Source organism: Paraburkholderia sp., assembly GCF_028283785.1.
GTDB lineage: Bacteria > Pseudomonadota > Gammaproteobacteria > Burkholderiales > Burkholderiaceae > Paraburkholderia.
Genome location: NZ_JAPWKB010000005.1, coordinates 144,633 through 165,624 on the forward strand (window position 1 = coordinate 144,633; position 20,992 = coordinate 165,624).

Annotated in this window: 20 protein-coding genes; 14 read left to right on the forward strand and 6 right to left on the reverse strand. The window is 62.1% G+C overall.

The genetic code is table 11. The features are described 5' to 3' along the window. Nucleotides 1-47 precede the first annotated feature (47 nt). The 7 genes from PW947_RS04715 to PW947_RS04745 all read left to right on the forward strand — a co-directional run bounded on the left by PW947_RS04715 (nucleotide 48) and on the right by PW947_RS04745 (nucleotide 6,078). Entirely contained in the window at nucleotides 48-620 is a 573-nt protein-coding gene (locus PW947_RS04715) for a cytochrome b (RefSeq protein ID WP_299629915.1), read from the forward strand. A gap of 33 nt (nucleotides 621-653) precedes the next feature. Then, entirely contained in the window at nucleotides 654-1,232 is a 579-nt protein-coding gene (locus PW947_RS04720; RefSeq protein ID WP_299629916.1) for a YceI family protein, read from the forward strand. Nucleotides 1,233-1,312: 80 nt separating this feature from the next. Continuing rightward, entirely contained in the window at nucleotides 1,313-1,891 is a 579-nt protein-coding gene (locus PW947_RS04725; protein ID WP_299629917.1) for a YceI family protein, read from the forward strand. 255 nt (nucleotides 1,892-2,146) lie between these two features. Beyond that, on the forward strand, nucleotides 2,147-2,356 hold the full coding sequence (locus PW947_RS04730) for a hypothetical protein (RefSeq protein ID WP_299629918.1): 210 nt from the start codon (nucleotides 2,147-2,149) through the stop codon (nucleotides 2,354-2,356). Nucleotides 2,357-2,369: 13 nt separating this feature from the next. Continuing rightward, nucleotides 2,370-3,416, forward strand: coding sequence for a transporter (locus PW947_RS04735; protein WP_299629919.1), 1,047 nt, complete (start codon nucleotides 2,370-2,372; stop codon nucleotides 3,414-3,416). Nucleotides 3,417-3,575: 159 nt separating this feature from the next. Beyond that, the gene (locus PW947_RS04740; protein WP_299629920.1) at nucleotides 3,576-3,917 is read left to right on the forward strand and encodes a hypothetical protein; all 342 of its coding nucleotides are present in this window, start codon (nucleotides 3,576-3,578) and stop codon (nucleotides 3,915-3,917) included. Between the two features lie 55 nt (nucleotides 3,918-3,972). Then, a complete protein-coding gene (locus tag PW947_RS04745; RefSeq protein ID WP_299629921.1) occupies nucleotides 3,973-6,078 on the forward strand; it encodes a phosphocholine-specific phospholipase C in 2,106 nt (701 codons plus the stop codon). Nucleotides 6,079-6,193: 115 nt separating this feature from the next. Here the strand turns inward: PW947_RS04745 and PW947_RS04750 are convergent, their stop codons facing one another. After that, nucleotides 6,194-7,759 (reverse strand): acid phosphatase, encoded by a 1,566-nt coding sequence (locus PW947_RS04750; protein WP_299629922.1) that lies wholly within the window; start codon nucleotides 7,757-7,759, stop codon nucleotides 6,194-6,196. Nucleotides 7,760-8,076: 317 nt separating this feature from the next. On the opposite strand from PW947_RS04750, the gene PW947_RS04755 reads away from it, so the two are divergent. From PW947_RS04755 to PW947_RS04765, 3 genes are all read left to right on the forward strand, one after another. Further along, nucleotides 8,077-9,342, forward strand: coding sequence for a cytochrome c peroxidase (locus PW947_RS04755; RefSeq protein WP_299630576.1), 1,266 nt, complete (start codon nucleotides 8,077-8,079; stop codon nucleotides 9,340-9,342). A gap of 399 nt (nucleotides 9,343-9,741) precedes the next feature. Further along, complete coding sequence (locus PW947_RS04760; protein WP_299629923.1) at nucleotides 9,742-10,173, forward strand: cupin domain-containing protein; 432 nt, start codon at nucleotides 9,742-9,744, stop codon at nucleotides 10,171-10,173. An 80-nt stretch (nucleotides 10,174-10,253) separates the two neighbouring features. After that, a complete protein-coding gene (locus PW947_RS04765) occupies nucleotides 10,254-10,925 on the forward strand; it encodes an NAD(P)H-dependent oxidoreductase (RefSeq protein WP_299629924.1) in 672 nt (223 codons plus the stop codon). Nucleotides 10,926-11,062: 137 nt separating this feature from the next. On the opposite strand, the gene PW947_RS04770 is transcribed toward PW947_RS04765, so the two are convergent. Next, entirely contained in the window at nucleotides 11,063-11,605 is a 543-nt protein-coding gene (locus PW947_RS04770; RefSeq protein WP_299629925.1) for an Rrf2 family transcriptional regulator, read from the reverse strand. A gap of 426 nt (nucleotides 11,606-12,031) precedes the next feature. Between PW947_RS04770 and PW947_RS04775 the strand changes: the two genes are divergently transcribed. From PW947_RS04775 to PW947_RS04790, 4 genes are all read left to right on the forward strand, one after another. Continuing rightward, a complete protein-coding gene (locus PW947_RS04775) occupies nucleotides 12,032-12,610 on the forward strand; it encodes a sugar dehydrogenase complex small subunit (protein ID WP_299629926.1) in 579 nt (192 codons plus the stop codon). Nucleotides 12,611-12,622: 12 nt separating this feature from the next. Next, on the forward strand, nucleotides 12,623-14,224 hold the full coding sequence (locus PW947_RS04780; RefSeq protein WP_299629927.1) for a GMC family oxidoreductase: 1,602 nt from the start codon (nucleotides 12,623-12,625) through the stop codon (nucleotides 14,222-14,224). Nucleotides 14,225-14,234: 10 nt separating this feature from the next. Further along, nucleotides 14,235-15,545 carry a cytochrome c gene (locus PW947_RS04785; RefSeq protein ID WP_299629928.1) on the forward strand — a complete coding sequence of 437 codons (1,311 nt, stop codon included), beginning with the start codon at nucleotides 14,235-14,237 and terminating at the stop codon, nucleotides 15,543-15,545. Nucleotides 15,546-15,725: 180 nt separating this feature from the next. Beyond that, nucleotides 15,726-16,877: a porin gene (locus PW947_RS04790; protein ID WP_299630577.1), complete on the forward strand. Its 1,152-nt coding sequence runs from the start codon at nucleotides 15,726-15,728 to the stop codon at nucleotides 16,875-16,877. A 66-nt stretch (nucleotides 16,878-16,943) separates the two neighbouring features. Here PW947_RS04790 and cyoD read toward each other — a convergent pair whose 3' ends face one another. Genes cyoD through cyoA form a run of 4 tightly spaced genes read right to left on the reverse strand, consistent with a single transcriptional unit; the run spans nucleotide 16,944 to nucleotide 20,753 of the window. Then, the gene (cyoD, locus tag PW947_RS04795; RefSeq protein WP_299629929.1) at nucleotides 16,944-17,276 is read right to left on the reverse strand and encodes a cytochrome o ubiquinol oxidase subunit IV; all 333 of its coding nucleotides are present in this window, start codon (nucleotides 17,274-17,276) and stop codon (nucleotides 16,944-16,946) included. After that, on the reverse strand, nucleotides 17,276-17,881 hold the full coding sequence (gene cyoC, locus PW947_RS04800; RefSeq protein ID WP_299629930.1) for a cytochrome o ubiquinol oxidase subunit III: 606 nt from the start codon (nucleotides 17,879-17,881) through the stop codon (nucleotides 17,276-17,278). Before cyoC ends, cyoD begins: the two co-directional genes overlap by 1 nt. Further along, nucleotides 17,881-19,863 (reverse strand): cytochrome o ubiquinol oxidase subunit I, encoded by a 1,983-nt coding sequence (gene cyoB, locus PW947_RS04805; protein ID WP_299629931.1) that lies wholly within the window; start codon nucleotides 19,861-19,863, stop codon nucleotides 17,881-17,883. Before cyoB ends, cyoC begins: the two co-directional genes overlap by 1 nt. A gap of 2 nt (nucleotides 19,864-19,865) precedes the next feature. Further along, nucleotides 19,866-20,753, reverse strand: coding sequence for a ubiquinol oxidase subunit II (gene cyoA / locus PW947_RS04810; protein WP_299629932.1), 888 nt, complete (start codon nucleotides 20,751-20,753; stop codon nucleotides 19,866-19,868). Nucleotides 20,754-20,992 lie beyond the last annotated feature (239 nt).

A 20,992-nucleotide genomic window follows, 5' to 3' on the forward strand; every position in this document is an offset into this window, starting at 1 on the left:
CGAATTGGCGTCCGTATAGTGCGACGCACACTCAGTGGAAACCCTTTATGACAACGCCCTCTGCCGCGACTGACGCCGCTTCCAGCCCGCCCAGGTACACGCGCATCGCGATGAGCCTGCACTGGGTGATCGCCGCGTTGATCGTGTGGGGTTTCGCGCTCGGCTGGATCATGACCGACATTCCGGGCTTCACACCGACCAAGCTTCGCTACTTTTCCTGGCACAAGTGGATCGGCGTGACCGTCCTCGTGCTGGCCGTGCTGCGCGTCGTCTGGCGCGCGCTGAATCGCCCGCCCGCGCTGCCCGCAGGCATGCACGACTGGGAAAAGCGCGCCGCGCACGCCGGTCACGCGCTGCTCTATCTGCTGATGCTGGCGATTCCCGTCACCGGTTATTTCTACAGTTCGGCCGCCGGCATTCAGGTGGTCTATCTGGGCGTGTTGCCGCTGCCCAAGCTGATCGGCGCCGATCCGGCCATCGCGCTGGTGCTGAAGAAAACCCACATCTATCTGAATTACACGCTGCTCGCGGTGGTCGCGGGTCACTTGCTGGCGGTCGTCAAGCATCAGGTGATCGACCGTCAGAAGCTGTTGTCGCGAATGCTGCCGTTTGGCCGCTGAGCGCCGCTGAACCCTTTTTCTTCGAGGCTCACCATGTCGTCTTCCCCACGCATCCGCACACTGCTCGCGCCGGTCGGCGTCATCGCCACGGTTGCCGCCATCGCGTTCAGCGCGCCGTCGTTCGGCGCCGCGGACCCGGCCAAAAACACCGTCACCGCGACCTTCAAACAGATGAACGTGCCGGTGGACGGCACCTTCAACAAGGTCAACGCAACCGTCCAGTTCGACCCGGCCAATCTGGCGGCCTCGAAAGCGCAACTCGACGTGGACGTCGCGAGCTTCGATCTCGGCAGCGCCGATTACAACGCGGAAGTCGCGGGCAAGGACTGGTTCGATGCGAAGGATTTCCCGCACGCGACCTTCGTTTCGACGTCGATCAAACCGGCGGCGAACGGCAGCTTCGCGGTCAGCGGCACGCTGACGATTCGCGGCAAGAGCAGCGCGGTCGTCGTGCCGGTGCAGTACCACAAGAACGGCACGTCGCAGGTATTCGACGGCACGTTGCCGGTCAAGCGCCTGCAATACGGCATAGGCCAAGGCGACTGGAAAGACACGTCGATCGTCGCCGACGACGTCCAGCTCAAGTTTCACATCGTGTCGAACGGCCACTGAGCGTCGCACCGGCACGCACCGCATTCCCGGGCAGCATCGCGCCGCCCGTCTCTATCACGTGATTTCCCAAGGAGTCTGAATTGAAGAAGCAACTGATTGCAGCAGGCGTGTTCGCCATGATCGCGGGTTCGGCAATGGCCGCATCGACCACGTACAACCTCGACCCGACGCACACGTACCCGAGCTTCGCGGCTGACCACTTCGGCGGCGTGTCGATCTGGCGCGGCAAGTTCACCAAGAGCAGCGGCGTCGTGACGCTGGATCGCGCGGCGAAGACCGGCACGGTCGACGTGACGATCGACGCAGCGTCGATCGATACCGGCAATGCGCCGCTCGACAAGCACGTGAAGTCGGACGCGTTCCTGGACGTCGAAAAATTCCCGACCGCGACGTTCAAGAGCAAGACCGTCAAGTTCAACGGCGACGTGCCGTCGGAAGTGGACGGCGATTTCACGCTGCACGGCGTGACCAAGCCGCTGACGCTGAAGCTCGATTCGTTCAAGTGCTTCATCAACCCGATGCTCAAGCGTGAAGTGTGCGGCGCGGAAGCCAGCGCAACCTTCAATCGCGCCGACTTCGGCGTGAACTACGGCGCGAGCTACGGTTTCAACATGACCACGCAGTTGCAAATTCAGGTTGAAGGCGTGAAAGCGGACTAACTCCCGCTGCTCCGCTTGAGCTGTCAGACGGCCGGTTGCACGGCTGTCGGCACGCTACAACGCCGCGCCGCCCCGACAGGGCCGGCGCGGCGTTGTGCATTCCGGCCCCCGTTCGCGAAAAGCGAAACATTCGTGACAGTCACAGAATCGTCACCAAGATTCAAGACAATCTGGGTTTTCCGCGCTGCTGCCGAATGACGATGTCCGACATTCGCTGCCACGCCGGACACCAATGCACTGATATTCATGGACGCAATGCTGCCCCTTCTGACCACCCATCGCGGATTCCGCCTGAAAGCCAGCGCCGAGCCGACGCCGGACGGCCTGCACGCCGCCGATCTCGTGATCGAAAAGCCGGGTCGCCCGGCACAGAGTTTCAGCGGCCTCGACTTCTTTTACGACGGCGAGCAGGCGCTCGCCTATGCGACGGCATGGGGACGCATCTGGGTCGATATGAAAGCCTGACGACACGCCGCCGATGAACCTGAATCTGGCGCCTGCAACCTACGGAGCCGACCGCTCAGGGCTCGTGTGCGGCTTCGCGTTTACGCCGGGCCGCTCCGGCACGCCGCTCGACACCGAGTCGGTGATCGAATGGCTCGCGCGCGATCTCGAACCCACCGGCCGGCCGTCGCCCGCTCGCGACGGCGAATTCCTGTGGCTGCACTTCAACCTCGCGCATGTATCCAGCGAGCGGTGGATGCACGCGCATCTGAATCTGCCGGAGAGCTTCTTCGACGCGCTGCGCGAAGGCTCGCACTCGACGCGCATCGAGCATGAACACGGTGCGCTGCTGGCCGTGGTCAACGACGTGATGTTCGATTTCGAGCACACGCCGTCGGAAATCGCGACGCTGTGGGTCTATACGCACGAACGCATCATGGTCACCGCGCGGCTCAAGCAGTTGCGCTCGGTGGACCGTTTGCGCGCCGCCGTGCGCGAAGGCGAGATGTTCGCCAGCCCCGCCGAACTGCTGATTCATCTGTTTCGCGATCAGGCCGATCTGCTGGTGCAGATCGTGCGCCGCAGCAGCATCGAGGTCGACCGGATCGAGGATCAGTTTCTGTCGCCGCGCAACTTCGAAAGCCGCCGCGATCTCGGCGCGATGCGGCGAGTATTGGTGCGTCTGCAACGTCTGCTCGCGCCGGAACCCGGCTCGATTTTCCGACTGCTGATCCGCCCGCCCACGTGGCTGTCCGCGCAGGATGTCCAGCATCTGCGCGATTCGACCGAAGAGTTTTCGCTGGTGCTCGGCGATCTGGCCGGGCTCGCCGAACGCATCAAGCTGCTTCAGGAAGAGATCGCCGCGCGACTCACCGAGCAATCGAACCGCACGCTGTTCACGCTGACGCTCGTCACCGTGCTCGCGCTGCCGATCAACATCATCGCCGGGCTGTTCGGGATGAACGTCGGCGGGATTCCGCTCGCCGAAAGCCGTCACGGATTCTGGGTGATGGTGGCCACCGTCGTCAGCTTCACGCTGCTCGCCGGATGGTGGGTGTTCCGCCGACGCGGCGGCCGCTAGCGGCAATCCACTGCCAGGCCCTTACGCGACCTTCATAAATATTACACAGGTCGCTGGGTATCCTTCGGCGTCATCGAGCCGGGCGTCGCGAGCGCCGCGTTCCACGCGGCATCATGCGACGTCACCCCGGCAAACTCCCACGATCCGATCGAGGCACCCATGTTCGCCAGGCCAGCGCATTGCCGCGCGCCGCTGCGCAAACGTTTGCTTTCACCGTTGAAAGGCGCATGCGTCGAAAACGGCACGCAGCTTTGCGCGTGCCTGTTGCTGTGCGCGTCCGTCGCCGCCTGCCACGACGACGCTCCGCCCGTCCGCCTGACGCCCGCCGCCGAAGCGCAACAACGCGCGCTGTCCGCACCGGACGCGGCGTCGCAGCCGATCACGTCTTCCGCTGTGTCCCCGACCGCCCCGGCCGATGCATCCGGCATCGCCGCCGACACGGCCGATGCCGCGTCCGCGTTGCCGCCGCTCGTCACCCCCGTGATTCACACCGCCGATTGAAGGTAGCAGACGTCAACCGAAGTCAACCGCTGCACACAACAAGGACTGAACCGACATGACCTCGAAGAATCGCCGTGAGTTTTTGCGTAACGCCGCGCAGCTGGCGGGTTCCGCCACCGCGCTGTCGATGCTGCCCGTGGGCATCCGCAACGCGCTTGCCATTCCCGCGAACAACGCGACGGGCAGCATCCGCGATGTCGAACACATCGTGATCCTGATGCAGGAAAACCGTTCGTTCGACCACTACTTCGGCTCGCTCAAAGGCGTGCGCGGTTTCGGCGACACGCGGACGATTTCGCTGCCCAACGGCAAGCCGGTCTGGTATCAACCGCTCGCCGCCGATCTTGGCTACGTGCTGCCGTTTCGTCCGACCGCGCCGAACCTCGGCCTGCAGTTCCTGCAGGATCTCGCGCACGACTGGACCTCGACCCATGCTGCGTGGAACGGCGGCCGCTACGATCAGTGGGTGCCCGCCAAAGGCACCACGACGATGGCCTACCTCACCCGCGACGACATTCCGTTCCACTATCAGCTGGCCGACGCATTCACCATTTGCGACGCCTATCACTGCTCGCTGATGGGCCCGACCGACCCGAACCGCTACTACATGTGGACCGGCTGGGTCGGCAACGACGGCAACGGCGGCGGTCCCGTGATCGACAATGCGGAAGCCGGTTATAGCTGGTCGACGTTTCCCGAACTGCTGCAGAACGCGGGCATCACGTGGAAGATCTATCAGGACGCGGGCACCGGTCTCGATGCGAACGGTTCGTGGGGCTGGACCCAGAACGCGTATATCGGCAATTACGGCGACAACTCGCTGCTGTACTTCAACCAGTATCGCAACGCGCAACCGGGCAATCCGCTGTACGACAACGCGCGCACCGGCACCAATGTATCGGCCGGCGGCACGTACTTCGATATTCTGAAGAAGGACGTGCAAAACAACACGCTGCCGCAGGTGTCGTGGATCGTCGCGCCGGAAGCGTATTCCGAGCATCCGAACTGGCCGTCGAACTACGGCGCGTGGTACGTCGATCAGGTGTTGCAGGTGCTGACGTCGAATCCGGAGATCTGGAGCAAGACGGTGCTGCTGATCAACTTCGATGAAAACGACGGCTTCTTCGATCACCTGTCGCCGCCGTTCGCAGCGGCGTCGGCGGCAAACGGTCTGTCTACGGTCGACGTCACCCACGACATCTACGCAGGCGATTCCGCCAATCCGTCGGGTCCGTACGGACTCGGGCCGCGCGTGCCGATGCTGGTCGTGTCGCCGTGGTCGAAAGGCGGATACGTGTGCTCGGAAGTGTTCGATCACACGTCGGTGATCCGCTTTATCGACGCGCGTTTCGGCAAGCAGCATGCGCTCGCGGAATCGAACATCACGCCGTGGCGTCGTGCCGTGTGCGGCGACCTGACGTCCGCGTTCAACTTCAAGAACCCGAACGACGCCTTCCCGACGCTGCCATCCACCGCTGCGTACGCGCCGCCCGATCAGACGCGTCACGCCGATTACATTCCGCTGCCGCCGGTAGTTCAGGCGGTGCCGAAACAGGAACCCGGCGTGCGCCCTTCGCGCTCGCTCGACTACGAACTGTTCGTGCAGGCTCGCGCGGTGACGCAAGGCAAGCTGCCGATCCGGCTGATCAACACCGGCAAACTCGGCGCGGTGTTTCTCGTCTATTCGGCCAATATCCTGCAAGCGCCGCGCAGCTATACCGTCGAAGCGGGCAAGCGTCTCGACGATCAACTCACGCTGAATCTGGACGGCACATACGATTTCACCGTGCATGGGCCGAACGGTTTTCTGCGCCGCTTCGCCGGTCAATTCGTGGCGACCAGCTGGTTCGGACACGACACCGCGCGTCCGGACGTCTCGGAAAGCTACGACGTCGCGAACGGCAATCTTCAGTTGCGACTCGCGAACTCCGGCAGCGACCGTTGCCGCTTTACGATCGCTAACGCGTACGACACGAATGCGACGATCCAGCATTCGGTGCGCGGCGGCGACGACGATCAGGTGTATCTCGACCTGCGCAAATCGTACGGCTGGTACGACCTGCTGATCACCGTCGATACCGACGCGCATTTCACGCGCCGTATCGCCGGCCACGTCGAAACGGGCCGTAGCAGCATGAGCGATCCGGCCTTGGGATCGTAAGTTTTAGCCCTTGATACAAGGGCTTTTGTTCGGGTGGATAAAAAAACGGCGCGATGTGATAAACACATCGCACCGTTTTTATCGACTGCGTTGAAACAGGCTTCCGGCGTCCCGCTTACTGCGAGAAATCCAGCGCCGCGGTCAGATCGCCCATCGACTTGCCGCCTGCCGCGACCAGTGCGTTGTCGCGCGAGACCAGGCCGGCCAGCTTCGGCAGCGCGTAGCGCGTCGTGATCAGACGCAGGATCGACGTCGTGTCGTATTGCGTGTGATCGACGAAGCCCTTCTTCGCGTACGGCGAAATCACGAGTGCCGGAATCCGCGTGCCTGGACCCCAACGGTCGCCCTTCGGCGGCGACACGTGATCCCAGAAACCGCCGTTTTCGTCGTACGTCACCACCACGACCATGTTCTTCCACTGCGGGCTGGCTTGCAGATGCGCAATCACGTTCGCGATGTGCGCGTCGCCCGACGCCACGTCCGTATAACCGGCGTGTTCGTTCAGGTTGCCCTGCGGCTTGTAGAAGCTGACGGACGGCAGCGTGCCGGCGTCGATCGTCTTGATGAACTCCGCGCCGTCCTTGCCGCCGTCGAGCAGGTGCGTCGCCCGATTGGTCGTGCCCGGTGCGAGGTCGGCGAAGTAGTTGAACGGCTGATGGTGCGTCTGGAAGTTCGGCGACACGTTCACGCCATAGGTCATGTTCGCGCGATCGGCCAGCGCCGCCGCCCACGAACCGCCGTACCATGCCCACGACACGCCCGCGTTGTTCAGCAGATCGCCGATATGCTGCTGCGTTTGCGGCGGCAGCACCGACGCCGACGTCGGATCGGCCAGCGTCGCGTCGCCGCCCGAAGCCGGCGACACCGAGCTCGGTTGATACGGCGGCTGCATCGTGTTGATCGCGTAGAAGTCAGGCGTCAGCGCGCCGGAATTCTTGAACTTCGGAATGCCCGTGATCGCCGAGGCCGGCGAATTCGACGCCAGCGTCAGCGACACGCCGTCCGGATCCACCGACGAGATCGAACCCTTCGCGACGCTGGTATCGGCGTTCGCGTAGAACGGCGTACACGCGCACACGAGCCATTGGTGGTTCAGGAACGAACCGCCGAACGCGCCCATGAAGAAGTTATCGGCCAGCGTGAATTGCTGCGCGATCTTGTACAGCGGCAGCTTGTCGGCGTTGGTGTTGTAGTGGCCCATCACGAGACCGCCCGAATCGGCCCACGCGGCGAACATGTCGTTCTTGCCGCCGTGAATCTGCATCTGGTTCTCGTAGAACCGGTGATACAGATCGCGCGTCGTCACCGACAGTGCCGTGTTGAAACCCGCGGCGTCGTCGATCGCGAAGGTTGCGTTCGCAAGGTTGTCCGTCATCGCTTCGGTGACGGCGGGCGTGATGCCGGTCGCGGTCAGACCGCCCCAGATCTTCGGCAACGTGCTCAGCACCGTTCCGTCGCGATCGAGTTGCTGCGCGCTCGCGGCCGTCACGCTCTGCAAGCCGTTGGCGTTCGGGAAATTGCCGTACAGATTGTCGAAGCTGCGGTTTTCGGCGTAAATGACGACGATGTTCTTCACCGACGTCAGGTCAGTCTTCTTGTCGGCGTTGCCGCCGCACGCGTACAGTCCGAAAGCGATCGACGCTGCAAGCGGAATGGCGAGCGCGAGTGTTCTGTTATTCATCGAATGGTCTCTGTCGTTGGGGAACCGGTGTTTTACAAATAGCCCGAATCAATCTTTCTATCGGATTACCGGTGGCGAAGTATCGCAATGCCATTTGACAGATCGATGTAATGTCCCTTTCATCGCGTAAGCATTCGTGCCGTTTCGTAAAATGTTTGCAAGCTTGCGGCGATGTCATGTCGCAGTCACATTTTCGACTTACGCTTCGGCTTCCTTTCTCTGGCCTTACGCTCATGCTGCGCTTTGCCCGATCGCTGATGCCCGCTCGTCATTTCGTCACTCCCACGGTTCGCCGGTCGGCCGCAGCGTCGGTCTTGATGACCGGCGCGGTCTCGATCGCGCTGCTCCAACTCGCGGGCTGCGATTCGCGCGCCGCGCAATCGAGCCCTGCCGCCTCGACGCAACCGCCCGCGATTCAACAGGTCGCCGCACCCGTGTCGGGCCAGACGCGCGCGCAGGTGTTCAGGCAGGTCAAACAGATGACGGTACTCGGCGAGAAGCTGTTCTTCGATCCGTCGCTGTCCGGTTCGGGCAAGCTCGCGTGCGCGTCGTGCCATAGCCCGCAACATGCGTTCGGGCCGCCTAACGCGCTGTCGGTGCAACTCGGCGGTTCGGATATGCGTCGGGCCGGATTCCGCGCGGTGCCGTCGCTGAAGTATCTGCAATCGGTGCCGCAATTCACCGAGCACTTTCACGACTCCGACGACGAAGGCGACGAAAGCATCGATGCCGGTCCGACCGGCGGTCTGACGTGGGACGGTCGCGTCGATCATGGCGCGGATCAGGCGAAGATTCCGCTGACCTCGTCGTTCGAAATGGGCAGCACGCCCGCGAAAGTGGTGGCCGCAGCGAAGGCCGCGCCGTATGCCGACTCGATGCGCGAAGCCTTCGGCGCAAACATCTTCGACGACGACGCGAAAGCATTCAACGCGATCCTGCGCTCGCTCGAAGCGTTCGAGCAGGCGCCGCAAGCCTTCTATCCGTACACCAGCAAGTACGACGCGTTTCTTGCCGGCAAGACGCAATTGACCGCCGCCGAAATGCGCGGCCTTCAGCTGTTCAACGACGAGAACAAAGGTAATTGCGCGTCGTGCCACATCAGCCAGCGCGCGAAAGACGGCACGCCGCCGCAGTTCAGCGACTTCGGCCTGATCGCGATCGGCGTGCCGCGCAACCGCGCATTGCCGATCAACAAGGATCCGAAGTATTACGACCTCGGCGCATGCGGCCCTGAACGTCAGGACCTGAAAGGCGACGCCGAGTATTGCGGGATTTTCCGCACGCCGTCGCTGCGTAACGTCGCGACGCGCAAGGTGTTCTTCCATAACGGCATCTATCACTCGCTCGACGAAGTGGTTCGCTTCTACGTGGAGCGCGATACGAATCCGGAGAAGTTCTATCCCGTCGTGCACGGCAAGGTCCAAAAGTACGACGATCTGCCGAAGCAATACTGGACGAACCTGAATACCGATCCGCCGTTCGATCGCAAGAAGGGCGACAAGCCCGCACTGGACGAAACCGAAATCAAGGACGTGGTGGCCTTCCTGAACACGCTGACCGACGGTTATCAGCAGACGAAATAAGCGTCGCCGCCTGATTTTTTGCCTGACTGCGACCCGCGACGTCGATGACGCGCGGGTCGTTTTCATTTGACGCCGACGGCGCTCACGCTGTATTTACCGACCGCCCTCACGCGCTGTGACAAACCGTCGCAGCACGTGAGGGCACGCGCTTTCCGCGACTTTCCCGCGCTTCCCAAGCCTTACTCAAAGGCCACCCCATCGATTTCCACAACGCGTCGCAAATCGCATCCCGTCGCGATACGCGATGCGATTTGCCGCATCCGCGTTCCGGGTCGAATTTCCCCGCTTGCAGCGTCGCCGAAATCCGATTATCTTCTCAACTACGATATGTAATGTCGTAGTTCAAATGAAATTCAGACGGCGCACGGTGCGCCACGCAAACCGCATTGGAGAGATGAAATGAAATCGTTCAGGTCAGTCCTCGTCGCAACGTCCGCAGCGCTTGCCGTTCTCGTCGCGACACCCGGCGCATGGGCGCATGGCGTCGAAGGCGCGCGCGAGCACATCACGCCGGCGTTCCAGACGCCGATCGTCAACGTGCCGGGCAAAACCATGACGGCGGTTGTCGTGGATTACAAGCCGGGCGGCGTGTCGCCGTCGCATCGTCATGGACAGGCATTCGTGGTCGGTTATGTGCTGCAAGGCGCGATCCGCAGCCAGGTCGACAACGGCGAATCGCGCGTCTACAAGGCCGGCGAATCGTGGACCGAAGCGCCGGGCGCGCATCACATGGTCAGTGAAAACGCCAGCAAGACACAGCCCGCAAAACTGCTCGCCATCTTCGTCGCGGACGACGGCGACAAAGACCTGGTGATGTGGGACAAGAAGTAAGCGCTATTCGCGTCGCGTGTCGCATTTCGCATGTCGCGATGCGCCGAACGAGGTCACTTCCAATTTTTTAAAGGCATGTCATGAAGCTGTTTCACGTCGACTCCAGCGCGAAGCGCGAGCACTCCAATTCGCGTGCGTTGTCGCGCCAGTTCATCGACACTCTGCGTCGGCAAGGGGTCGATGTGGAAGTCGATTATCTCGACGTCACCGTCGATACCCCGGCGCATGTGACCGAAGCATTCGCGATCGCGACTTACCGCGCGGAAAGCGAGCGAACGGCCGACATGAAAACGACGCTCGCCGCCTCCGACGCGCTGTGCCGGCGCCTGCTCGAAGCCGATGCTTTGCTGTTCGCTATGCCGATGTACAACTGGTCGATGCCGTCGGTATTCAAGGCATTTATCGACAACGTGACGCGTACCGGTCTCACGTACAAGTATTCGGCGGACGGGCAGATCATCGGTCAGTTGAGCCGCCAGAAAGTGTTGTTCCTGACCACGCGCGGCGCGGACTTGCGTGCGGGCAGTCCGTTCGCGTCGATGGATGCGTTGACGCCTGCGCTGAAGGCGTCGTTCGGTTTTATCGGCGTCGGCGAACCGACCTTCGTCGATGCGCAGCCGCTGCAATTCTCCGACCCGCAATCGCGTGCCGAAGCGTTGGTTCGCGCCCAGCACGAACTCGCCGACGTCGCCGCGCAATGGGCCGTCTGGGAACGCGAACGGATTGCCGGAAAAGAATTGATCGACGCGTGATACGCGTTTCGATCAGTAAAACGCGCCGCAGATTGCGGCGCTTTTTTATGGGTGTTTGCGGAGCGTGTCTGGACCGTGCGGGCATAAAAAAAGCGGCGCATGCGCCGCGATTCAAACCTCGCACTCACCGCGAACCGCTATTCGGCATCAGCCGATGCGCCGCGATCGCGCCGCCGGTTTGCCGACCGGCCCTTCAGCCACTTCACCACTTGCGGACCGTGCGTGCGCGGCGCCTTGGCCGTCACGCGCGACGATAGATCCGCCAGCGACTGCGCTGCCAGCGATTCGCGCATGCGCTTGTCGGCCTGCTGCATGACCGCGTGAATCGAACACACACCGCTCGTCGCCCAACCCGGCACGCTCTCGCCGAATACCGCGCAACGCCCGCGAATTTCCTTGCACTCGAACAGCGGCTTGTCGCCGTCGATGGCGATCACCACGTCGAGCACCGAAATCTCGCTCGCGGGACGCGCCAGCGCGACGCCGCCCTTCGCGCCTTCCGTTGCGATCACGAGGCCCGCCTTGTGCAGCTTCGTAAACAGCTTCGCGACGTAATCTGCGGGAACGCCCTGCAATTCCGCGAGATCGCGCACGCTCGCCTCGGGCGCGCCATCAGACGGCTCCGTCAGATACAGCAGGCAATGCAGGCCGTATTCGACCCCCGAACTGATATGCGACATGTTCAACTCCGACTTCAATTATCTAAGTTAGAGTACGCGTTTTCAGGCAACGGCGCAACGCCGGAAACAATGCTTCGACGCAGTCCTCGATGCGCGCCGCGCTCCCGCAGGCCCGCTCAAAAATCGCACGCACGTTCGATGTCCGACGACCCGCTTGCAGAGGGATTTGTTCTATTTCCTGCAAAGGCGATTCTCAAACGACACCCTTAACTAACTGGTGAGTACAGGGCAAAATGTCGCGCTTGAGCAGTGCGCGCTTCGGCCGCATTGAGAAATCCGATGTACTCGCGGTCCGCAGTGGACAGATGCCGCCGCGCCGGTCCAACAGGTCAAACGCCTGTTCGACATATGCACGCACACGGTCAGGGCATTTACCTGCCCGCTGTCCTACACTGATTGAACCCGCGACGTCCCCACACAAGAGCCATGACCCACACTCCTCAAGGCGAGCCGCCGGCTTTGCCCCCGAGCGCGCCATCCCGGCGTCAGTTCCTGATGCGCGCGGCGGTCGCCGTTGCGTTCGGTGCGAGCCTGACGGCCGCCGGTCTGCGTTCGCCGTTGCTGTCGAAAGCGTTCGCGGACGGCACGCCCGGCGCGGCAACCGATGCCGGCTTCGACACGTTCATGAAGGTCTCGCTGTATCTGACCGGCAAGACGTCGCTCGACACGGATCTCGGTCACGCGATCTACACCGGTCTGATCGACGACGACGCAAACTTTGTCAGCCAGTTGAATGCATTGAATGCGCTGCTGGCCGCCACGCCCACCCCGGCAGGCGACCTGCAAAAAACTCTCGACGACCAGCACGCCGACCTCGCGACCGTTCCGAAACGCATCATGCCCGCGTGGTATCTGGGCGTGGTGGGACGTGGCGCGAAGGCACGCACGGTCGCTTACGAGCACGCGCTGATGTATCCGCCGATCGCCGACGTGATCGTGATGCCGAGCTACGCCCGTGGCGTGCCCGGCTACTGGGCGCAGCCGCCGAAATTCTCCCATTCCTGATCAGAGTCATCCATGCCATCGAATCAATCTGCCGACGTCGTGATCGTCGGCGCGGGTATTGCTGCCGGACAGATCGCGCAGAAGCTCGCCAAAGCCGGCATCGATGTACTGATGCTCGAAGCGGGTCCGCGTATCGAGCGCTGGCGCGTCGTCGAAAACTATCGGAATTCGGCGTTCAAGTCGGATTTCCAGTCGCCGTATCCGCCGTCGGAACACGCGCCGCATCCGCAATATTCGCCGAGCAACGACTACCTCGTGCAACGCGGTCCCGAGCCGTATAAGGCCGGTTATCTGCGCGTGGTGGGCGGCACGACCTGGCACTGGTCCGCGCAATCGTGGCGCCTGCTGCCCAGCGACATGAAGCTGAAGACCCTGTACGGCGTGGGCCGCGACTGGCCGATCAGCTATGACGACCTCGAACCGTATTACTACGAGTCGGAAGTGGAAATGGGCGTGGGCGGTCCGGAGGATCTCGGTTCGCCGCGCTCGAAGCCGTATCCGCATCCGCCGCTGCCGTTGTCGGATTTCGATCGCCGCTTCAAGGAACTCGTCGAACCGGCCGGTTATCACCACGTGACCGAACCGGCCGCGCGCAACACCGCGCCGTTCGACGGCCGTCCGGCCTGCTGCGGTAACAGCAACTGCATGCCGATCTGCCCGATCGAAGCGCAATACACCGGCGAAACCGCGATCCGCAAGGCCGAAGCCGCGAAGGCGCGTCTGCTGCCGAACGCCGTGGTCTACAAGATCGAACACGACGCGCAAGGCCAGATTGCGGCCGTGCATTACAAAGACCCGAACGGCACGGAAACGCGCGTCACCGGCAAGCTGTTCGTGCTCGCCGCGAACGCGATCGAAACGCCGAAGCTGATGCTGATCTCGCAAAGCGACAAGTATCCGAACGGGATCGGCAACAGCTCGGACCAGGTGGGCCGCAACCTGATGGACCACCCGGGCACCAGCGTCACGTTCCTGTCCGCCGAACCGGTGTGGCCGGGCCGCGGTCCGATGCGTCTGTCGTGCATCAACAATCTGCGCGACGGCCCGACCCGCTCGGAATACTCGGCGATGAAGATCAACGTCGGCAACTATTCGCCGATGCGCGCAGTCACCGACTATCTGCTGTCGAAAGGCGTATACGGCGCCGAACTCGACGAGAAGATTCGCGACTACGCGTCGCGCTGGGTGGTCGTGAACAGCTTCTTCGACATCCTGCCGGACCCGGAAAACCGCATTACCGCGAGCACCGAGTTCAAGGACAAGCTGGGTATCGCGCGTCCTGAAGTGCACTACCGGATCGACGCGTACATCGACCGCGCGGCGAAGGTCGCGCGCGATCACTACGCGAAGATCGCGAGCCTGTTCGGCGGCACGGATATCCGTTACGACGACAAGTACTTCAACAACAATCACATCATGGGCACGCTGATCATGGGCGACGATCCGCGCGATTCCGTGGTCGACAAAGACCTGCGTTCGCACGATCACCGCAACCTGTTCATCGCGTCGAGCGGCACGATGGCAAGCGCGGGCACGGTCAACTGCACGCTGACGCTGTCCGCGCTGTCGATGCGTCTTGCCGACAAGCTCATCGAAGAAATGAAGCATGCGTAACGGAGCCACGATGCAAAACACACTCCAGCACCGCGTGCGCGCCGGCATCGCGAAATGGCTGCCGGTCGCGGCGCTTGCGATCAGCACGTTCGGCGCGGCGAGCGCCGCGCATGCCGCGAATCCGACCGATGCAGACCTGATCAAGCACGGCGAATATCTCGCCCGCGCCGCCGACTGTATCGCGTGCCACACGTCGAACAAGGCGCAGCCGTATGCCGGTGGCGTGCCGTTCAAAACGCCGTTCGGCACGATGTATTCGAGCAACATCACGCCGGACCCGGTCAACGGAATCGGCTCGCTGAGCGAAGCGGATTTCATCAGCGCCGTGCGCGAAGGCAAGTCGAAGGACGGCAAGCGTCTGTATCCGGCCATGCCGTACACGTCGTACACGCAGATGACCGACGACGACGTGCGCGCGATCCGCGCGTACCTGCTGACGGTCAAGCCGATCGCGCAGCAGCCGCCCGCGAATGCACTGCCGTTCCCGTTCAATCAGCGCTGGGCGATGATGTTCTGGAATCTGTTCAACTTCTCGTCGGGCCGGTATCACGCCGACACCACGAAGAGTGCCGAATGGAATCGCGGCGCCTACCTGGTCGGCGCGCTCGAACACTGCCAGGAATGCCATACGCCGCGTAACGTGATGCAGGGTCTTGGCAGCAAATCGCTGGCGGGCGCGCAACTCGGCAACTGGACGGCGTACAACATCACGTCGGACAAGATCGCGGGGATCGGCGGCTGGAGCGACGACGAGCTGACCGCGTATCTCGCCGACGGCGCTGCGCCCGGTAAAGCCAACGCGGCCGGCCCGATGGCCGAAGTGGTCGAGAACAGCACGCGCTTTCTAACCCCGGCCGACCTGAAGGCGATGGTCGTGTATCTGCGTGACGTGCCTGCGCAGAACAACGGCGAGACGAAGCCGCGCTTCGCGTACGGCGAGCCGATCCAGAGCGTCGCGCAGATTCGCAATCAGGCGCTCGACGTAATGGGCGGCGGTGCCACGCCCAACGGCCGCACGCTGTTCAACGGCAACTGCGCGAGCTGTCACGGCTGGAACGGCGCGGGTATCGGCGGCAAGGAAGCGGGTAACTATCCGTCGCTGCTGAACAACTCGGCCGTGGGTGCATCGACTGCGAACAATCTGACGATGGTGATCCTGCATGGCGTGAGCCGTGAAACGAATCATCAGCACATGATGATGCCGCAGTTCGCCGACCAGTTGACCGACGACGAAGTCGCGAAGCTCGTCAACTTCACGACGACGCAGTTCGGCAATCCGGCGGCCACCACCACCGCTGCCGACGTCGCGAAGATGCGCTAAAGCGCGTCGAACCGCGCGCTTACGATGCGCGCCAGTTGGGTTGTTGCCGTCGTAAGCGAGAAAGGCCGACCGGTTCAGGTCGGCCTTTTTCTTTTTGGGCGTGCATGACACGCGCCTGTCTGTTCCGCTTTTGTAGAAGATATCCAGTTGTCATTGAATCTGAAATTTCCGTCGCGCACCGTGTTTCTCGCGTTGTGCGCAACCGCCGCCAGCACACCGGTTTTCGCACAGAACAGCGTGACGCTGTACGGCATGGTCGATGAGTCGATCGTGTATTCGAACAACCAGAGCGGGCACGCGAACGTCTACACGCGTCAGGGCAACCTGATGGCGTCGCGCTTCGGTTTGCGCGGCACTGAAGCGCTGAGTTCGACGCTCAGCGCGATTTTCGATTTGCAGGAAGGCTTCGATCCCGATAACGGCGCGCTGGGATCGTCGGGTCTCGCGTTCAACCGGCAGGCGTTTTTCGGCTTGCAGGACACGCGCTACGGCACGGTCACGGCCGGTCGTCAGTACACGTCGTATTACCTGTTGCTGTGCTCGCTCGGACCGAACAACTTTCTGACCGGCGCCACCGGCGCGCATCCGGGCGATATCGACGGCCTCGACACGACAATCCGCTCGAACAACTCGGTGATGTACACGTCACCGACGCTCGGCGGCTGGCAAGCGAGCGCGCAATACGGCTTCGGCGGCGTGGCGGGCAGCATGGAAAGCGGCAGCACGATCAGCGCGGCGCTGCGTTACGACGGTGGTCCGTTGTCGGTTGCGGCGGGCTATCTGCGGATGAACAGCGTGTCGGACACGGCGACGACGACCCAAAGCGCGAGCGCGTCGTACGGGACGTCGGCGGTGAATGCCGGTTATACGTCGGCGCGCGCGGTGCAGCACGTCGCGGCGGTGGGCGTCTATCGTATCGGCGCAGTCGAACTCGGGTTGAACTACTCGAACGTCAAGTATCTGCCGGGCGGCGAATCGCTGTTTACCGATACCGCCGTGTTCAATACCTACGGCGCGTTGGCGCGCTATACGTTCGATTCGAATGTCGACGTGGCGGCGGGTTACAGCTATACGCGTGCATCGAAAGCCAATGGTATCGACGATTCCGCGCGCTACCAGCAGGTCTCGCTGAAAGAGGCGTATCACATGTCCAAGCGCACCACGTTCTACGCGTTGCAGGCGTATCAGCACGCCAACGGCAAGACGCTCGGCGCGGCGGGCGTATCCGACGTGATCGACGCGAATGCGGTGATCGGCGATTCGCAGAACTCGACGGCGTCGTCGACGGGCAATCAGTTCGTGGCGATGCTCGGCATGGCGATCAGTTTCTGACTAACGCTGCACACAAAAAAGCCCCGCGACAAGCACTTCTCGCGGGGCTTTTTTTAGTGCGTGGGTCTATCGCGACATCATGTGCGCGCCGACGTTGTGCATCACCCACAACGATCCACCGATCAGGATCAACGCGGTCAACACCGTGAAGCCGAACGCCATCACATTCCAGCGTTGCGCGGACGATGTGTTCATATGCAGGAAGTACATCAGATGCACGACGATCTGCACCAGCGCGAGTCCGGAAATGGCGAGCACGGCATTGAAACCGCTGAGCGCGTTGGTCAGCACGACGCCGAACGCCGCCGCCGTCAGGATCACCGACAGCACGAAGCCGACCATGTAACTGCTCACGCTGCCGTGACTGCCGCCCGCGTGGGAATGATGGGCATCGGCCATTACAGTACGCTCCCCAGATAGACGAAGGTAAAGACACCGATCCATACGATGTCCAGGAAGTGCCAGAACAGGCTCAGGCACGTCAGACGACGCAGCGTGCGCGCGTCGATCGTACGGCTACGCAGCACGTGGGCGGCCATCACCGCCATCCACAGCAGCCCGAACGCAACGTGCAAGCCGTGCGTGCCGACCAGCGTGAAGAACGACGACAGGAACGCGCTGCGGTCGGGTCCGTTGCCTTCGGCGATCAGCACCGCGAACTCACGCATCTCCAGCACCAGAAACACGACGCCCAGCACGAAGGTGACCGCCAGCCAGGTCAGGCACGCGACTTTCTTGCCCTTGTGCGCGCCGATCATCGCGAAACCATACGTGATGCTGCTGAACAGCAGCACCGCCGTTTCCATCGCGACGCCCGGAATTTCAAACATCTCGCGCGGATTCGGGCCGCCCGCGAACTGCGTGCCCATCACCGCGAACACCGCAAACAGCGTCGCGAAGATGATGCAATCGGTCATCAGATAGAGCCAGAATCCAAATACCGATTGTGACGGCAAGTGGTCCGCTCCGTGGTGCGCGTGGGCAACACTCGTCTTTTGCAACATCAGTCAGTCTCCATCGCGGTCACCTTGGCCGCATGCCGTTCTTCGATCAGTTGAACCGTGTCGGCCGGAATGATGTAGCCGTCGTTATCACCGAAACCGTGCACGATTACCGTCGCGATTACGCCGGTCAGCGCCGCGATTGCCAGCCAACCGATATGCCAGACGGCGGCAAAACCCAGCACCAGACTGAACATCGCGATCACGAAGCCCGCGCTGGTATTCGACGGCATATGAATGTCGCGATAGGTCGGCGTGAGACCCCACGTGCCGCGCGCTTTCATATCGGCGAACGCATCGAGCGCGCGCACGTCCGGAATCACCGCGAAGTTGTATGCCGGCGGCGGCGAATGCGTCGCCCATTCGAGCGTGCGGCCATTCCACGGGTCGCCGGTGAGGTCGCGGTTTTCAGGCTTGTTGCGGTTGCGAATACTGACGGCCAGTTGTGCGACCTGATGCACGACACCGAGCGCGACGAGCACGACGCCACACGCGGCGAGCATCATCCACGGATGCCACGCCGGGTTGTCGTAGTGATTCAGACGACGCGTCGCGCCCATGAAACCGAGCACATACAGCGGCGCGAACGCGACGCACATGCCCGACAGCCAGAACCAGAACGCGCGCTTGCCGAGCTTCTCGTCGAGCTTGAATCCGAACACTTTCGGGAACCAGTAATGCAGACCCGCCAGATAGCCGAACACCACGCCGCCGATGATCACGTTGTGGAAGTGAGCGATCAGGAACAGCGAGTTGTGCAGCACGAAGTCGGCGCCGGGAATCGCCATCATCACGCCCGTCATGCCGCCGATCGGAAACGTGACCATGAAGCCGAGCGTCCAGTACATCGGCGCGGTAAATTCGATCCGGCCTTTGTACATCGTGAACAGCCAGTTGAAAATTTTCACGCCGGTCGGAATGGCGATGATCATCGTCGCGATGCCGAAGAACGCGTTGACGTCGGCGCCGGAGCCCATCGTGAAGAAGTGGTGCAGCCACACCAGGAACGACAGGACCATGATCGAGCAGGTTGCGTAGACCATCGTCTTGTAGCCGAACAGCGGCTTCTTCGCGAATGTCGCGACCACTTCCGAATAGATGCCGAACGCGGGCAGAACCAGGATGTAGACCTCGGGGTGACCCCATGCCCAGATCAGGTTCAGATACAGCATCGCGTTGCCGCCGGCGTCGTTCGTGAAGAAGTGCATGCCGAGGTAACGGTCGAGCGCGAGCAGCGCCAGCGTGACGGTCAGGATCGGGAACGACGCTATGATCAGCACGTTCGAGCACAAGGCCGTCCACGTGAACACCGGCATCTTCATCCACGTCATGCCGGGCGCGCGCATCTTGACGATCGTGACGAAGAAGTTGATACCCGTCAGCAGCGTGCCCACACCGGACAGCTGCAAGCTCCACAGGTAGTAATCGACGCCGACGCCCGGACTAAATTCGAGCTCCGACAGCGGCGGATACGCGAGCCAGCCGGTGGCCGCGAAATCGCCGATCACCAGCGAGATATTGATCAGGATTGCGCTGATCGCCGTCATCCAGAAACTCAACGAATTGAGAAACGGGAATGCGACGTCACGGGCGCCGATCTGCAACGGCACCATCAGGTTGAACAGACCCACCATAAATGCCATCGCCATGAAGAAAATCATGATGACGCCGTGCGCGGTAAAGATCTGGTCATAGTGATGCGGCGGCAGGAAGCCCGGCGCGTCGTAGGCGAGCGCGAGCTGGGCGCGCATCATCGCGGCGTCGGCGAAACCGCGCACCAGCATGATGAACGCGACGATCAGATACATCACGCCGATCTTCTTGTGATCGACCGACGTGATCCACTCGTTCCACAGATAACGCCATTTGCCGGCATACGTGATGCCGCCCAGCACGCCGAGCGCGATCAGCGCCATGAACGCGGCCGCGCCCATGATGATCGGCTGATCGAACGGAATCGCCGATAACGTGAGTTTTCCGAACATGGTTACTTTTTCACCTCACAGTTGGCGTCCGTCAGATCGAGGACGTTGCCGTTGTTGTAACGGGCCACGACGTTGCGGAACAGGTTCGGATCGACCGACGAGAAATAGCCGACCGGCGCCTTCACTTCGCGCTTCGACACCGCGTTGTAGCGGTTCATATCCAGGTGATCGGGAGACGCGCGCACCTTCGCCACCCACGCATCGAATGCGTCGGGCGTGGTGGCCAGCGTGCGGAATGTCATATCGGAAAAGCCCGCGCCGCTGTAGTTCGCCGACATGCCTGCGTAGTCGCCCGTCTGGTTGGCGATCAGATGCAGACGCGTCTGCATGCCGGCCATCGCATAAATCTGGCTGCCCAGTTGCGGGATGAAAAACGAGTTCATCACCGAGTCGGACGTGATCACGAAATTGACGGGTGTATCGACCGGAAACGCAATCTGGTTGACCGTCGCAATACCCAGTTCTGGATAGATGAACAGCCACTTCCAGTCGAGCGCGACCACTTGCACGGTGATCGGTTTGACGTCGGATTCGAGCGGCTTGTATGGATCGAGCGCGTGCGTGGTGTTCCACGTCAGCACCGCGAGAAACAGGATGATCAGACTCGGAACGGTCCAGATCACGATTTCGATCGCTGTGGAATGCGCCCATTTGGGCCGGTACTCGGCGCGGTGATTACGCTCGCGATAGCGCCATGCGAACAGCAGCGTCAACACGATCACCGGAATCACGACGATCAGCATCGCCCAGCTCGCGGTGACGATCAGCGACTTCTCGGCTGCGCCGACGCTGCCCTTCGGATCGAGCAGATCGAGCGTGCAGCCGCCCAGCAGCGAAGTCAGGGCAACGCCCGGCGCCAGCGCCGCTCTCTTCAGCGACGTCGCTCTCATGGCCGTTGCCCGCCTTGAACCTCTGTCACACATCTTTTCATTCGACGCCCCCCAATTAACAGTGGAGCGCATCATGGCGGCCCGACGCGGATTTGTTAATGCGCGTCCGTTCAAAAAAGACTTTTCGAATTTGTTGGCGTGTGGCATGACGTCACTGGCCGGATGGCCAGGTCCGTTTAGCCCGCAGACGACAAAAAGCCCCGCGAGAATCGCTTCTCGCGGGGCTTTTCGTGGAGTGC

Excerpts from the sequence above, each read along its gene's own strand:
- cyoB (WP_299629931.1), bottom strand. The coding sequence starts at position 19,863 with ATGTTCGGAAAACTCACGTTATCGGCGATTCCGTTCGATCAGCCGATC.
- PW947_RS04770 (WP_299629925.1), bottom strand. The coding sequence starts at position 11,605 with ATGTCGCATATCAGTTCGGGGGTCGAATACGGCCTGCATTGCCTGCTG.
- PW947_RS04745 (WP_299629921.1), top strand. The coding sequence starts at position 3,973 with ATGACCTCGAAGAATCGCCGTGAGTTTTTGCGTAACGCCGCGCAGCTG.
- PW947_RS04720 (WP_299629916.1), top strand. The coding sequence starts at position 654 with ATGTCGTCTTCCCCACGCATCCGCACACTGCTCGCGCCGGTCGGCGTC.
- PW947_RS04785 (WP_299629928.1), top strand. The coding sequence starts at position 14,235 with ATGCAAAACACACTCCAGCACCGCGTGCGCGCCGGCATCGCGAAATGG.
- PW947_RS04775 (WP_299629926.1), top strand. The coding sequence starts at position 12,032 with ATGACCCACACTCCTCAAGGCGAGCCGCCGGCTTTGCCCCCGAGCGCG.
- PW947_RS04730 (WP_299629918.1), top strand. The coding sequence starts at position 2,147 with ATGCTGCCCCTTCTGACCACCCATCGCGGATTCCGCCTGAAAGCCAGC.
- PW947_RS04735 (WP_299629919.1), top strand. The coding sequence starts at position 2,370 with ATGAACCTGAATCTGGCGCCTGCAACCTACGGAGCCGACCGCTCAGGG.
- PW947_RS04755 (WP_299630576.1), top strand. The coding sequence starts at position 8,077 with ATGACCGGCGCGGTCTCGATCGCGCTGCTCCAACTCGCGGGCTGCGAT.
- cyoD (WP_299629929.1), bottom strand. The coding sequence starts at position 17,276 with ATGGCCGATGCCCATCATTCCCACGCGGGCGGCAGTCACGGCAGCGTG.
- PW947_RS04740 (WP_299629920.1), top strand. The coding sequence starts at position 3,576 with ATGTTCGCCAGGCCAGCGCATTGCCGCGCGCCGCTGCGCAAACGTTTG.
- PW947_RS04780 (WP_299629927.1), top strand. The coding sequence starts at position 12,623 with ATGCCATCGAATCAATCTGCCGACGTCGTGATCGTCGGCGCGGGTATT.
- PW947_RS04715 (WP_299629915.1), top strand. The coding sequence starts at position 48 with ATGACAACGCCCTCTGCCGCGACTGACGCCGCTTCCAGCCCGCCCAGG.
- cyoA (WP_299629932.1), bottom strand. The coding sequence starts at position 20,753 with ATGAGAGCGACGTCGCTGAAGAGAGCGGCGCTGGCGCCGGGCGTTGCC.
- PW947_RS04760 (WP_299629923.1), top strand. The coding sequence starts at position 9,742 with ATGAAATCGTTCAGGTCAGTCCTCGTCGCAACGTCCGCAGCGCTTGCC.
- PW947_RS04750 (WP_299629922.1), bottom strand. The coding sequence starts at position 7,759 with ATGAATAACAGAACACTCGCGCTCGCCATTCCGCTTGCAGCGTCGATC.
- PW947_RS04765 (WP_299629924.1), top strand. The coding sequence starts at position 10,254 with ATGAAGCTGTTTCACGTCGACTCCAGCGCGAAGCGCGAGCACTCCAAT.
- cyoC (WP_299629930.1), bottom strand. The coding sequence starts at position 17,881 with ATGTTGCAAAAGACGAGTGTTGCCCACGCGCACCACGGAGCGGACCAC.